A 12,910-nucleotide genomic window follows, 5' to 3' on the forward strand; every position below is an offset into this window, starting at 1 on the left:
CGGCGGATGCCTGGCTGAACAAGCTGGGCGGACTGCGTGACGTCGTACGGCAGGAACTGGTGACCCGGCAGCTCGACGAGCAGATAGCCGGGCGGTTCCCGGTGGGGCAGCGGCTGCGGGTGCTCGACGTGGGCATGGGCCAGGGCACCCAGGCGCTCCGTCTGGCGCGGGCCGGGCACAAGGTCACCGGGCTCGAGCAGGACCCGACGATGGTCGCCACGGCCCGCGAGGCGCTCGCCGCCGAGCCGGAGGGGATCCGCAGCCGGGTGCGGCTCTTCGAGGGGGACGGGCGGGAAACCGGCGTCCACTTCCTGCCGGGCAGTTTCGATGTGGTGCTGTGCCACGGCGTGCTCATGTACGTCGAGGAACCCGACGCCCTGATCGCAGGCCTGGCCCGGATGCTGGCCCCCGGCGGACTGCTCTCGTTGCTCGTACGGAACGGCGACGCCCTCGCCATGCGACCGGGTCTCGCGGGCGACTGGGCCGGTGCCCTGGCCTCGTTCGACACAGGCGCGTACACGAATCGGCTCGGCCTCGACGTACGCGCGGACCGGCTCGACGCACTCACCGGCACGCTCGCCGGGATCGGGGCGCCGTTGCACGCCTGGTACGGGGTGCGGGTCTTCACGGATCTGGCCGCGGACGACGCACCCGTTCCGGATGACGTGGAGGCGCTGCTGGCCGCCGAGGAGCGGGCCGGGCGGACGGATCCGTATCGGGGCGTGGCGGCGTTGCTGCACCTGTGCGGGGTGCGCGGCTGAGGGCCCCGGAAACCCGTGGTGGCCGCGACCGTTCGTACGGTCGCGGCCCCCACTGTGTCTCTTGCGGTACGTCTACGAAGCCTCGGCGTGCAGGCTCATCGGGCCGTAGATCTCCGTGGCGTCCTCGAACAGCCGCACCTGGTCCACTCCCCCGTCGGCCAGCGCCTTCCAGTGCTCACCGATCCAGGACTCGGCGTCGCCCTGCGTGGTGAACTCCTCGGGCTGTACCGCGGGCTGGACTTCCGCCCCGTCGGCCTTCTCGAACCGCCACGTCCATGCCGCCATGTCGCCTCCCAAGTACCGAACCAGTACCGAACAAGTACCGAGCAAGATCGGGTTACGGCCCAGACTAGGCGTTCCGCTGGGAGCGCGGGGTTCGCGGCTCCAACACGCCTCCAAAGGGGCCCCTGCCGCGCAAGCGGTGGACCGAGGCGGAAAAATCAACCCCGTGGACATCACTCTGCTCGGGACCGGTGCTCCCGATGGTCTGCCCCGCCCCGGTTGCCCGTGTGCGGCCTGCGCGGCTGCGCTCGGGCGGGATGCGCGGGCTGCCACCGCTGTTCTCGTCGACGGCACGTTGTTGCTCGACCTCACTCCCGGGGCGGCGTTCGCGGCCGCCCGGGTGGGGCAGTCGTTGGCCGGTGTGCGGCAGGTGCTGTTGTCGCATCCGCATGGCGGGCCCCCGGTCGAGGTGCCAGCGGGACTGCCGCAGCCCGGACGGGTCCCGGACGGGCGGGAGCTGGCGCTGCTCACGGGGCACCGGGTGCGGGCGGTGGCACTGGACGCACCCGGCACGGGGTACGCGGTGACCGGGCCCGACGGGCAGCGGCTGCTGTATCTGCCGCCGGGCGCCGCACCCGCGGGGCTCGAGGGTGGGGGTCCCCCCGCTCATGGGGGTCCCCCCGCTCGAGCGAAGTCGAGAGTGGGGGAGAAGCCGAGAGTGGGGGAGGACGAGTCGTACGACATGGTGGTCGCCGACGTCCTCGGGCGGCCGGACGCGCTGGCCCGGTTGCGCGCGGCCGGGGCCGCCGGACCCGCGACCGACGTGATCGCGGTGCATGTCGGCCACGATGTGCCGCCGGGTCCCGAGCTGCGGCGGCGGCTCGCGGCGGCGGGGGCACGGGCGGTGCCGGACGGGACGACGCTGACCGTAGGGGTGTACGAGGACGTTCCTGACGTACCGCGCCGGACGCTGGTCCTCGGCGGGGCGCGGTCCGGGAAGTCGGTGGAGGCGGAACGGCGGCTGGAGGCCTTCCCGGATGTGCTGTACGTGGCGACCGGTGGCGCCCGCGACGGGGACGGCGAGTGGGAGGCCCGGGTGAGCGCCCACCGTGAGCGGCGCCCCGGTTCCTGGCGTACCGCCGAGACCTGCGATCTCGTACCGCTTCTGAAGGAGGACGGGCCGCCGCTGCTCATCGACTGTCTGTCGCTGTGGCTGACGGACGCTATGGACTCCGTGGACGCCTGGGACGACGACGTGTGGGCGGGCGGCGGCGAACGTGCCCTGCGGACGCGGGTGGAGGAGCTGACGGCCGCTGTCCGTGAGACCCGCCGCACCGTCGTGGCCGTGTCCAACGAGGTGGGCTCCGGCATCGTCCCCGCCACGCCCTCCGGCCGCCGGTACCGGGATGAACTGGGTCGGTTGAACGCGGGGTTCGCGGCGGAGTGCGAGCACGTGTTGCTGGTGGTGGCGGGGCAGGCGGTGCCGCTGCGGGGGTGAGTGGGCCGCGGAGCTGTCCAAGGCTCACCGCCGCGCAATCACCCGATACGAGTTGGAGAACCTGGTGCGGCGCAGCAGTGGGGCCAGCGCATGGTCCAGGGCGAACGGAACGGCCAGCGCAGGAGCACACCGGCCGGCCAAGCGCAGCGAAACCGCTCCGGTGAGGTCGTACGGGACATGCGGCGAGCACCGGTCGACGCAGACGACCGCGCAGCCGAGCGCTTCGAGCTCGCCGAGCAGATTGCTCAGCGGCACGAGGTGCAGATGCCTCGGCTGTCCGTACGACAGCCACCACCTGCCGAGCAGCGTGGCGAACGCGCAGTCGGGGTCCGGGACTTCGACCACCAGATGCCCGCCGGGCCGCAGCACGGCGAGCGCGGCGCGCAGCTCCTCGCGCGGGTCGGGGCTGTGCTCCAGGTGGTGGAGCATGCTCACCACGTCGTAGCGGGCCCGCAGCCGCTCGGCCAGGTCCGGCAGCCGGCCGCGGTACTCCTCCTCGACGCGGCCCAGCGTCCGCGCCCTCTCGACGCGTGCACTCGGGTCGGTCCCGTCGAAGGCGGTGTACGGGTGCACCTCCCTCGCGGCGGCCGGGAACCTGCCGTATCCGGTGCCGACGTCCAGCCAGCTCTCGGGCTCGGGGTACGTGAGCATCGCGCGGGCCAAGGCCAGGTGGCGTCCGCGTCCGGCCCGGGTGCGGAGGACGCGTACCGGCAGGGTCTCGTGGGGGAAGTCCCGGTGGTAGTAGGCCAGGCCCTCGGCGGTGAGGCGGGGGTTCTGGAAGGCGTGGGCACAGTCCTGGCATTCGTCGAGGACGAAGATGCCGGGCTTGTGCTGGAGCAGGTCCCTCGTACGCAGAAGGGTGCGCAGCCGCCGCGAGCCGCACCAGGGACAGTCTCGCCTGCGAGGTTCGTGGAACTGGTCGGGATCCAGGGCGAGTTCGCCGGGATGGGCGGCGCCGCGCGCGGCGCCGGCCTGCGGTGTGGGGGGCATGAGCTGCTCCTGCCGGGAGAGAACGACGCGATACGACCCGTACGACAATTCGCTGCAAACCGGAACGTATGAGATCACCCTCACCGATGCAATCACGTCGTGGAGTCGTCACTTCACGTGCCGTGACAGGGGTACTGACAGTGCGGACCGGAGGCCGTGTCGCACGGGCGGCCCGTCCAAGGCCGGCGGCGGACGCTGCCGGTACTGTTCGGCGAATGAGCTCGCTTAATCTCGACGACTTCACCGATCTGATCGAGCGTCCCGACGGCGGTGTGCGCCGGGACGCCGAGGCGCGCCGGGAGCGGCAGATCGTGCCGCCCGGGTCCCTCGGGCGCCTCGACGAACTGGGTGAGTGGCTGGCGGCCGCGCAGTCGGCCGTGCCGGTGCGGGCGATCGAGCGTCCGCGTGTGCTGTTGTTCGCGGGTGACCACGGGGTTGCCGAACTCGGTGTCTCGGCACGACCGCCCGGAAGTGCCGACGAGCTGGTGCGGGCCGTGCTCGACGGCGCGAGCCCCGGGGCGGTGCTGGCCCGGCGGCTGGGCGTGCCCGTACGGGTGGTCGACATGGCGCTCGACTGCGAGCCGGAGACGCTGCCCGACGAGGTCGTACGGCATCGGGTGCGGCGTGGCTCCGGGCGGATCGACGTGGAGGACGCGCTGACCATCGAGGAGGCGGAGGCGGCGTTTCGCGCGGGGGTCGCCCTCGCGGACGCGGAGGCCGACTCCGGGACCGATCTGGTCGTCCTCGGGGATGTGAGCGTGGGCGGGACGACGGCCGCGGCCGTACTGATCGCCGCGCTGTGCGGGACCGACGCCTCCGTGGTCACCGGGCGCGGCGGGCGCGCGATCGACGACCTGGCCTGGATGCGCAAGTGCGCGGCCGTACGGGACGCGCTGCGGCGCGCTCGGCCCGTGCTCGGGGACCAGTTGCAGCTGCTCGCGACCGTGGGGGGCGCCGATCTCGCCGCGATGACCGGTTTCCTGCTGCAGAGCGCGGTACGCAAGACGCCGGTGATCCTCGACGGCGTCGTCTCCGCCGCCTGCGCGCTGGTCGGGCAGCGGGTCGCCTTCCGTGCCCCCGACTGGTGGCTCGCCGGCCAGAACAGCGGGGAGCCCGCGCAGGTGAAGGCCCTCGACCGTATGGCCCTCGAGCCGCTGCTCGACCACGGGGTCACGGTCGGTGAGGGTGCGGGGGCGCTGCTTGCCCTTCCCTTGGTCCAGGCCGCGGCTGCGCTGGCCGCTGAGCTGCCGGAAATGGCCGAGGCGGAGGAGTCCAAAGGTGCGGAAGACCCGGAGGAGCCCGTGAGCCTGGAGCCGCAGGGCCCTGACGGGGCTTGAGCGCTCCGCTGGGTCAGGCGGTTTCAAGCTGCGGGTTCGTTGTGGCTGGTCGCTCCCCCCACTCTCGGCTCCTCCCCCACTCTCGGCTCCGCTCGACCGGGGGGACCCTCATGAGCGGGGGGACTCCCATCGCGGCGGAGCCGCAAATCGATACGCAAGTCCGCCTAGCCTTCGGGGAGCCGCGTCGGGGTCGGGTCCGGTCTGCCGCCGATCCAGTCCTCCATTCGGCGGCGGGGGCCGGACCAGCGGCGGTCGTGGCGGTAGGCGCGCAGGCTTGATCTGGCGCGGGCTCGCGGGCGGCGGCGGTAGAAGCGCTTGGCCCAGGGCGAGCCGGGGCGGGCCAGGCGGATGGCGCCGATCAGGGCGATGAACGGGACGATCACGCCGAAGATGGCGAGACGGGCCTTGCCCTTGCTGAGGGCGAGCAGGGCGATGAGGAAGTTCCCCACCACGGTGCTGATGGCCGCGCCGCGGTCCTGGAGTTCGTTCTCGCTGAGGTCGTTGACCCCGAACGGCAGGAAGCCGAGGAGGACCAGGCCCACCAGCGCCGCCGTGACCGTCACCACCTCGACGCTCTGGCGGCCCTGCTCGCTCCAGTAGACGTCGTCGAGATGCAGGATCAACGCGAACTCGTCGAGCACCAGGCCCACGCCCATCCCGAAGAGGACCGCGCACATCCCCGAGCCGAAGCCTTGCCCCCCGCCCGCCACCGAGCCGAAGCCGCCGACAACGGTCAGGATCACTCCGGGGACGACGTGGTGAATGTGCACGCCGCCGGTCTTGACGTTGCCGAACGGGCCCTTGCCCGCGCGAATGAGCCGGGTGATGACCCGCGTGATCACGAAGGTGAGCACGAACGAGGCGAGCGCCAGCAACAGGGGTAGTTTCCCCGGCTCGTAAATGTTCTGATACCACCAGTCACCCATGGCACCATCCTGCGACCGGATCCGGCGCGCTGCCTGCTGTGCCGTACCCTGCGGCCCGTGTCCAAGCCGGAGAACGAACCCGAGTACGAGCCGGAGAACAAGCCCGAGGGCGAGCCAGGAAGCGAGCCCGCGCCCGAGACGTCCGGGACCCCGTGGCCGGACGGCCTCCGCTTCGCCTTCGGCACCCTCACCGTGTTCCCCGTCGCGGTGTCCCGCTGGGACCGCGAGGCCGCCCGCGCGGGCATGCTCTGCGCTTCTGTCGCGGGTCTGGTCGTCGGCCTGTGCGCGGCTGTGACGGGCGGGCTGTTCCTGCTCCTTGGCGCCGGTCCGCTGCTCGCCGCCGTGGCCACCGCCGCGATACCCGCCGTCCTCACGCGCGGTCTCCATCTCGACGGACTCGCCGATACGGCGGACGGCCTCGGCAGCGGCAGGCCCGCGGCGGACGCGTTGCGCGTCATGAAGCAGTCGGACATCGGTCCGTTCGGTGTCATTGCCCTGCTCTTCGTGCTGCTGGCTCAGGTGGCGGCGCTCTCCCAGGCGTACGGGGCCTCCTGGACCGGTGGGATGTTCGCGGCCGTCGTCTCGGCGACCGCCGCGCGGCTTGCGCTCACCCTTGCCGCTCGTACGGGGGTGCCGGCGGCCCGGCCCGAGGGGCTGGGCGCGGCCGTCGCGGGCACGGTTCCCCTTCGGGGTGCGCTGCTCGTGGTGGCCGTCGTAACGGCCTCAGGCGCGCTCCTGGGGGCGTACGACGGGATGTACGGCGTCGTGCGCGGCGCGCTCGCCGTACTCGGCGCCTGCGCGTCGGCCGAGCTCCTGCTGCGGCACTGCGTCCGCCGGTTCGGGGGAGTCACGGGTGACGTGTTCGGGGGTGTGGCTGAGACTGCCGCTACCACGGCGCTGGTGGTCCTGGCCCTCGGATGAGGGTCCGTGAGGTTGTGTTGGGGCCGCGGGCCGTCTGCGGCTGATCGCGCCCATGCGGCGGAGCCGCACATTGGTACAGCCCCGCGCCCCTGTCGTGGCGCTCGTGCCGGACCCCGCTGAGAAACCGACCCTCACCGCAGTTTCAGCGTCCGCGGCAGCGTGCCCCACGGATGCGTCCCCGTCCCCGGCACCGCGCAGTGCACCATCGCCCCCCGCGCGTGCGCCAGTTCCCCGACCCGGGCACCCGGCGGCACCCCGTACACAAGGTGGCACAGGCGGGTCCGAGTGCCACCCGGCCACGGGTCCGGGCGCAGGGTGCGGTACGTCTCCCAAGGGCCCTCGAAGGTGACGAGGACGTCGGCGAGCCTGCCGTATGCGGGGTGTGGTGGCGCCCCGTGGTTGAAGGCCAGGGTGTCGTAGCCGGCGCCCCAGGCGGCTGTGGCGAGCCGCTGGTAGTAACCGAAATCGCCCAGCCCGGTGGCTACTTGGTCGAGGAAAGCGCCGTCCGTGCCGTACCAGTCGCGGTGTCGGGTCAGGTCGGCGACGACCTCGGCGCCCGGTCTTCGGCCGTAGGCGGTGTCGACGTATCCGAGGACCCGGACGTCCGCCGTGCGCAGTCGCTCCGCGATCTCGGCGAAGGCAGGATCGGGGTGCTCGCCGGGGCCGCTGGCCGGGTTCAGTACGACCCCGTAGAGGCGGGGCGCGGCGGCGACGATCGCCTCCCATTCGGCGGGGCGGACGGACGGGTGCTCGTAGTAGGGGACCAGCAAGCGGCTCACCGGTGGGCCGTCGCTCTGCCCAGCAGCCAGCACACCAGGCCCGCCAGCACCCCGGCGGCCGTGGCGTACACGACGAGGCCGATCAGGTGCGGGTCCGCTCCGTCCACGAGCAGCGCCACGCTCTGGGCGATCCCCGCGGCGCAGCAGACCACGGCGGCGCTCAGGACCGCGCCGAACGACTGGAGCAGCAGGCCCGTCCACAGGACGACGCCGAGGAGCATCAGGGCGGTGAGCCGTACGCCGCCCAGGCCGGGCGCGTCGGGCCACAGCGCGGCGGTGGCGAGGCTGAGCAGGAACAGCGCCACGAGATAGCCGCTGAGGCCCTTCACGAGGGTCACCGCGGTGGTCCGCCAGAACGCGCGGGACGTACGGCTGGAGCGCAGCCCGGCGAGGCTTGAGCTGCGGAACCGGTACAGCAGCCACTCCGCGGGCCCCATGCTCAGCGTGAGCGCCACGGCGGCCGGTGCGGCGATCGCGGCGTCCGAACCGGCGCCCTCGGCCATCACGTCGCCGAGCGCCACGTACACGACGAGGACGCCACTGCCCACCCCGAAGAAGGCGTACGGCAGCGAGGCGCCGAGCCAGGGCGCGGCACTTGTGCCCTTTCTGTCCGAGGTGCCGCCCCGGAGAGGCAGCAGCGCCGCGAACGCCGCCGCCCGGCTGATCCGTTTCCCGTCCCCCGACTCCCGTACGGCTGGGGCGACTTCACGCACTGCGAGCGCCGACACCGCGGCCAGGGAGCCGAGGAGCAGGGCCAGTCTCGCGGCGTCCGGCACCGGGCGGGCCAGTGCCAGGAGGGCGCCCGCCGTCATGGGCAACAGGGCGGCCAGCAGGGCGCGTTCGCGGCCCATCACGAGCAGGACGGTGGCCGCCCCGAGATAGCAGGACTGCCCTGCCGCGAAGGCGACCGCGCCGAGGTGGTCCGAGGCGACGGCCAGGGCAACCAGCGAGCCGAGCAGCGCGCCCGCCGGAGCGCCGAGGAGGAGCGAGCGGCGGGAGGCGGTGCGGTCGCCCAACCCCAGCCAGGAGTACGCCCGATGAGCCAGGCCCTGGTTCCAGGCCCAGCCGCACAGGGCACCGGCCAGCAGCGGCGCCGTACCGGCCGGGAGCCCGAGGCCGTCCTCGGGGCCCGCGAGGAGGGGCGCCCCGAGGACGTAGCCGAGTCCGGGCAGCGCGAAGACGACGCCTCGGAGCAGGCAGCCCAAAAGGCCTATGCGCCAAGGGTCGTGGGCCGGACCGTCCGGTTCGGGGTGTCGGCGCTCGACGCGTGCGTACAGTTCCTCGGCGAGCGAGAAGGAGTCCTTGCAGCCGTACTTCTCGCGTATCTGGTCGTCCGACATGCCGTCGGACTCCAGGAGGGCGGCGATCTCGTCGGGGTGGACGGCGGCGGCGATGAATTCGTCGAGGCGCGTGGCGAGTTCGTCCACCGCGTCGGGTCCCGCCCAGCTGGGCCGGCGCCGGCGCGGTACGGCGGGCAGGGTGTCGGGGCGCGCCCCGGGCGGCATCCGGATCGACCCGCTCACCAGTCGGTCCCGTCCGTGGCGACGGCCTGGTACCAGGGGTCGCGCAGCTCGACGGTCCAGTCGGCGACGGTCTCGACGGTGGGCTCGTACACCTCGGGCAGGCCGGCGAGTTCCTGGTAGATGGTGCGGAAGGCGTCCACGGAACGGCGGAGCGTGAACCGGTCGATGACCCGCTGGCGCGCCAACCGGCCGAGTGTCAGGCGCCATTCGTCGTCCTTGAGCAGCGTGAGCGCCGCCGCGGCCATCTTCTCGGGCTCACGGGGCGGCACCACGAACCCGGTGTCGCCGACCGCCTCGCTCACCCCGCCGACGTCGGTGGAGACGGTGGTCCGCCCGCACGACATGGCCTCGATGATCGAGAAGGGGAAGCCTTCCGATATCGACGACAGCATCACCACATGCCCGGCCGCGTACGCGCGCCACACCTCACTGAGCCGGCCCTCGAAGCTGAGCCCGTCCGTCACACCGAGTTCGGCGGCGAGCTTCTCCAGGCGTGTCTTGTACGCCTCTCCCCCGGGCGGCACAGGACCGAACAGCCGCAGCCTGGTCTCGGGGAGTTCGGCGCGCACCATGGCGTACGCGCGGATCAGTGTCTCCAGGTCCTTGATGGGGTCGATTCGGCCGCACCAGGCGAGCGTGGGCAGCTCCGGCTCGGGTCCGGCGTGCGGGAAGGCGTGCGGGTCGACGCCGTTGTAGACGGTACGGATCCTGTCGGGGTCGGCGCCGCCGCGCTCCTCCCAGCGGCGGTTGTACTGGTTGCACGGGGTGATCAGGTCGGCTGCCTTGTAGCCGAGAGTGTTGAGCTCGCGGTAGAAGCCGAGCATCAGGGCCTTGACGGGCCAGCGCTGGGCCTCGCTGCGGTAGCCGAGATAGCGCTCGCGCAGATAGATGCCATGCTCGGTGAGCAGGAAGGGTGTGCCGTCCAACTCCCGTGCGGCCAGGGCGGGAAGTGTGGCCAGGCCGCTTCCGGTGGAGTGCGAGACGGAGCCCTCGGGGAGCCGTACGCCGAGCGGGCGCAGAGCGTGCTCCAACAGGTCGGTCGCGGTCAGTGCGTCGTGCACGGTGGGCCGTGCGGCGGCGGTCGGCAGATGCGGCATGGTCCAGATCCACATCAGCGAGCGCAGCGCGGCCTCGGTGCGCAGGGCCGCCGACAGCCGTCCATCGCGGGCGAGACGGGCCAGTTCGTAGAGTTCCTCGCCGAAGTCGCAGTGCGCCTCGGGGTCGAGGAAGGACAGCAGGAACCGTTCGTAGGTGTCGATGAAACGGCGGCGGGCGCGCCCCCGTGGTGGGCGCCGGGAGCCGGGGCGCCTGCCCCACAGGGGCACGGATATGTGCCGGTGGACGTTGGACGGCAGCTCCCAGGTCACGGGTTCGCGACCGCTGCCGACGAGCGATATGAGGTTGAACTCGACTTCGGGCATGCCCTTCACGAGCTGGTCGCACCAGGTGCTGACCCCGCCGTGGACCAGCGGATACGTGCCCTCCGTGAGCATGGTGACATGACGGCCGGTGGTCATCGTGGGGTTCCCCCTGGAACATGTCTACGGTTGCGCGCCTCGGCCGGTCCTGGCCGGGGCGGGCCTCGTGCTGTTGCGCTGCGCTCTCGTCGGGCGGGCGGGCGGTCGTTATGCGGGAAGTCTCAGGGTGAGGGCGGTCTGCGAGGCGTCCGGCGTGGTCCAGGCCGAGCGCTCGCCCGCGTACGGAGTGCCGAACTCGGTGGTCCCGAGTGGGAGTCGCTCGAGCGTGCCCTCCGGCGCGGTCACCGGGATCTCGGTCCCGGACGGGGCAGTGACGGTGACGGTGTCGCCGACGCGGTACGCCGTGACGTCACCGTCGGCGACGGCCTGCTGCCAGGCGGCGCGTCGCTGGAACTCGGTGCCGATCGCACTCTGCCGCGGGTTCTCCAGCGGGGTGTTGTCGGCGAACAGCGCACGGTAGTCGGCGAGCACCTTGTCCAGAACCGGGTAGAGCAGCCGGTCCTCGGCCAGGTTGGACTGGTGGACGTAGTGCGGGCGCGGGTCGTTGTTCACGGCGTGCCCGAGGGCGATACGGGCCTCCTGCGGGACGATGTACGACTCGAAGCCTGTGGCCGGGTCGAGCGGGTCCTCCAGGCAGGTGGACGTGGGGTTGTTCTCGCAGACGCCGCTGCCGCCGTCGGCCGCGGACGTGTAGACCCAGTTGTACTCGTCGGTCATCTCGGCGGCCGTACCGACGTTGTAGTACACGTTCATCGGATGGCGCGGCACGGTCAGCGCGGCGCCCACCGAACGCTGGTCCGGTTCACGGGAGTTGTCGGAGGCGATCCACTCGACGCCGTTGTCGGCGAGGGCGCCCGCGAGGTTCGGGTTGTCGTCCGGCTGCTGCGGCAGCGTCTTCAGACCCGAGTGCTCCCCGGTCACCAACTCCGTGGAGTCGACCGGGAGTCCGTGAGCGGCGGCCCACTGGTTGTTGTCACTGATCTGCGCCGAGATCTCGGCGCGGCTCATGTACCGCGTCGTGCCGCCGGCACTCTCGGGGTTCTTGGCGCAGCTCCACGGCACGGTGCTCGTGTCCTGGACGCAGCCGAGGAAGGGGTGCGTGTACGTGTGGTTGATCCAGCGGTACTCGTCCTTGTCGGCGAGCAGTCGGTCGGCCAGCGCGTCCGTGCCGCCGTTCTCGGCCTTCCACTCCTCGCCGGAGCCCGCGTTGTAGACCATGTCGAGCGTGAAGTCGCTGCTCTTCTGCCACTGCGCGGCGTACACCGCGTCGTCCGCGGTCATCCGGATCGGCGTGGTCCCCTCACCGTCACCGCCGACGCAGTCGAAGTCGCCGGGTGTGCAGTTGCGTTCGGTGTCCCAGCGGCTGTCGGGCGCGAAGACGTCGTCGACGTGGACGGAAAGGTAGTTCCTGCTCTGTCCCAGATGTACGCCCTGAGTCAGCCATTCGACGATTCCACGGGCCAGGACCCGGAACTGCTGCTGGTCGTCGTTGTACGCGAAGGTCACCACGAGTTCGCGGCGACCGTCGTGGGCGTACTCGCCGACCAGGCTGCCGCGGCCCGTGCCTCCGGGCACGGCGATGTCGACGTAACTGGTGAAGCCCTCGCGGGGCCGGGCCACGTACCCATAACTCTCCTGTACGGAGCCGGAGTTGTCCTCGAACTTCAGCGGCCCGTCGAGATAGCCGAAATACCCCGCCTGCCCGGCCCCGGTGACCGACGCCTCACGGCCGTCGAGCGTGCCGGCCCAGCCGCCCTCGCTGGTGTAGTCGAGGCCGACACCGGGGTGCGCCCAGGTGTAGGCGTCGACCTGGGGGATGCCGAAGGTCTTCTCGTACGACTCCAGGGCGGCCTGCTCCGCCGAACCCGCCCCGAACGGCGCTTCGTTGGGCAGGACGACGCCTTGGTATCTGGCGCGCGGGACACCGTCAGCACCGTCAGGGGTGTCGCTCAGGAACGCCTCGTCGATCGTCGGGCGGTCCGCATCGTCGAGACGGACGGTGGTGTACGGGACGCCGGTGCTCTTCAGCTCCTCGGTGATGGCCTCGACGGGGCTGTCGCCGTTGTCGACGACCAGCACCTTGAGATCGATACGCGGCCCCCCGGCCGCGGACGCTCCCGGTGCTCCGAGGCCCAGCGCCAGCATGCCCGCCGCCGCCAATGCAACGGCCGCGGTTCTCCAACTGCGCGCGCTCTGCGCCACGGTGACTTCCTCCCCTGACGGATCCTCATGTGGTCAGTCGAAGGAGGATCCGTGGAAATCATGCAAAGCGGAGAGAGGATCACTCACACCAAATGCGACGAGTGTGACTCAGGTCACCTCATGTGAGAGCTGAGAAGTGGCCAGCCCGCCACAGGGGGATGAACGGCCTCTGGAATGAGCGAAACCCGCTGCCGAGCGTAGGCTCGTGTCCGGGACTCCCCCGGTCCGGTCCAGCCTGCCGATCCGCCGTCTCCTAGGCTCCTTCGTCGGGCC

Annotated in this window: 11 protein-coding genes; 4 read left to right on the plus strand and 7 right to left on the minus strand. The window is 71.9% G+C overall.

The genetic code is table 11. From position 1 onward, the window contains the following. Nucleotides 1-59 precede the first annotated feature (59 nt). Nucleotides 60-761 carry a class I SAM-dependent methyltransferase gene (locus ACFYO0_RS21530; RefSeq protein WP_388678198.1) on the plus strand — a complete coding sequence of 234 codons (702 nt, stop codon included), beginning with the start codon at nt 60-62 and terminating at the stop codon, nt 759-761. Nucleotides 762-833: 72 nt separating this feature from the next. Here the strand turns inward: ACFYO0_RS21530 and ACFYO0_RS21535 are convergent, their stop codons facing one another. Continuing rightward, complete coding sequence (locus tag ACFYO0_RS21535; RefSeq protein ID WP_344392422.1) at nt 834-1,046, minus strand: hypothetical protein; 213 nt, start codon at nt 1,044-1,046, stop codon at nt 834-836. Nucleotides 1,047-1,209: 163 nt separating this feature from the next. Here ACFYO0_RS21535 and ACFYO0_RS21540 point away from each other — a divergent pair, with 163 nt between their 5' ends. Beyond that, nucleotides 1,210-2,481 carry a bifunctional adenosylcobinamide kinase/adenosylcobinamide-phosphate guanylyltransferase gene (locus tag ACFYO0_RS21540; protein WP_388678201.1) on the plus strand — a complete coding sequence of 424 codons (1,272 nt, stop codon included), beginning with the start codon at nt 1,210-1,212 and terminating at the stop codon, nt 2,479-2,481. Nucleotides 2,482-2,505: 24 nt separating this feature from the next. Here ACFYO0_RS21540 and ACFYO0_RS21545 read toward each other — a convergent pair whose 3' ends face one another. Further along, nucleotides 2,506-3,471 (minus strand): class I SAM-dependent methyltransferase, encoded by a 966-nt coding sequence (locus ACFYO0_RS21545; RefSeq protein ID WP_388678205.1) that lies wholly within the window; start codon nt 3,469-3,471, stop codon nt 2,506-2,508. A 215-nt stretch (nt 3,472-3,686) separates the two neighbouring features. Between ACFYO0_RS21545 and cobT the strand changes: the two genes are divergently transcribed. After that, a complete protein-coding gene (gene cobT / locus ACFYO0_RS21550; RefSeq protein ID WP_388678208.1) occupies nt 3,687-4,808 on the plus strand; it encodes a nicotinate-nucleotide--dimethylbenzimidazole phosphoribosyltransferase in 1,122 nt (373 codons plus the stop codon). 164 nt (nt 4,809-4,972) lie between these two features. On the opposite strand, the gene ACFYO0_RS21555 is transcribed toward cobT, so the two are convergent. Further along, nucleotides 4,973-5,734, minus strand: coding sequence for a hypothetical protein (locus ACFYO0_RS21555; protein WP_388678211.1), 762 nt, complete (start codon nt 5,732-5,734; stop codon nt 4,973-4,975). A 192-nt stretch (nt 5,735-5,926) separates the two neighbouring features. Between ACFYO0_RS21555 and ACFYO0_RS21560 the strand changes: the two genes are divergently transcribed. Next, nucleotides 5,927-6,655: an adenosylcobinamide-GDP ribazoletransferase gene (locus ACFYO0_RS21560; protein WP_388678583.1), complete on the plus strand. Its 729-nt coding sequence runs from the start codon at nt 5,927-5,929 to the stop codon at nt 6,653-6,655. Nucleotides 6,656-6,786: 131 nt separating this feature from the next. Here ACFYO0_RS21560 and ACFYO0_RS21565 read toward each other — a convergent pair whose 3' ends face one another. The 4 genes from ACFYO0_RS21565 to ACFYO0_RS21580 all read right to left on the minus strand — a co-directional run bounded on the left by ACFYO0_RS21565 (nt 6,787) and on the right by ACFYO0_RS21580 (nt 12,580). Further along, a complete protein-coding gene (locus tag ACFYO0_RS21565) occupies nt 6,787-7,434 on the minus strand; it encodes a spherulation-specific family 4 protein (RefSeq protein WP_388678213.1) in 648 nt (215 codons plus the stop codon). After that, complete coding sequence (locus tag ACFYO0_RS21570; RefSeq protein ID WP_388678216.1) at nt 7,431-8,957, minus strand: hypothetical protein; 1,527 nt, start codon at nt 8,955-8,957, stop codon at nt 7,431-7,433. The genes ACFYO0_RS21565 and ACFYO0_RS21570 overlap by 4 nt, the downstream gene beginning before the upstream one ends. Next, nucleotides 8,954-10,474, minus strand: a complete 1,521-nt coding sequence (gene pelF / locus ACFYO0_RS21575) for a GT4 family glycosyltransferase PelF (RefSeq protein ID WP_388678219.1) — start codon at nt 10,472-10,474, stop codon at nt 8,954-8,956. Before pelF ends, ACFYO0_RS21570 begins: the two co-directional genes overlap by 4 nt. Before the next feature lie 108 nt (nt 10,475-10,582). After that, a complete protein-coding gene (locus ACFYO0_RS21580) occupies nt 10,583-12,580 on the minus strand; it encodes a hypothetical protein (RefSeq protein WP_388678585.1) in 1,998 nt (665 codons plus the stop codon). Nucleotides 12,581-12,910 lie beyond the last annotated feature (330 nt).

Source organism: Streptomyces sp. NPDC006365 (assembly GCF_042870755.1).
In the GTDB taxonomy this organism is placed as follows: domain Bacteria; phylum Actinomycetota; class Actinomycetes; order Streptomycetales; family Streptomycetaceae; genus Streptomyces; species Streptomyces xiangluensis.

What these genes read in the sequence shown, in the direction of transcription:
- ACFYO0_RS21535 (WP_344392422.1), bottom strand. Translation starts at nt 1,046, where the DNA reads ATGGCGGCATGGACGTGGCGGTTCGAGAAGGCCGACGGGGCGGAAGTC.
- ACFYO0_RS21545 (WP_388678205.1), bottom strand. Translation starts at nt 3,471, where the DNA reads ATGCCCCCCACACCGCAGGCCGGCGCCGCGCGCGGCGCCGCCCATCCC.
- cobT (WP_388678208.1), top strand. Translation starts at nt 3,687, where the DNA reads ATGAGCTCGCTTAATCTCGACGACTTCACCGATCTGATCGAGCGTCCC.
- ACFYO0_RS21555 (WP_388678211.1), bottom strand. Translation starts at nt 5,734, where the DNA reads ATGGGTGACTGGTGGTATCAGAACATTTACGAGCCGGGGAAACTACCC.
- pelF (WP_388678219.1), bottom strand. Translation starts at nt 10,474, where the DNA reads ATGACCACCGGCCGTCATGTCACCATGCTCACGGAGGGCACGTATCCG.
- ACFYO0_RS21580 (WP_388678585.1), bottom strand. Translation starts at nt 12,580, where the DNA reads ATGCTGGCGCTGGGCCTCGGAGCACCGGGAGCGTCCGCGGCCGGGGGG.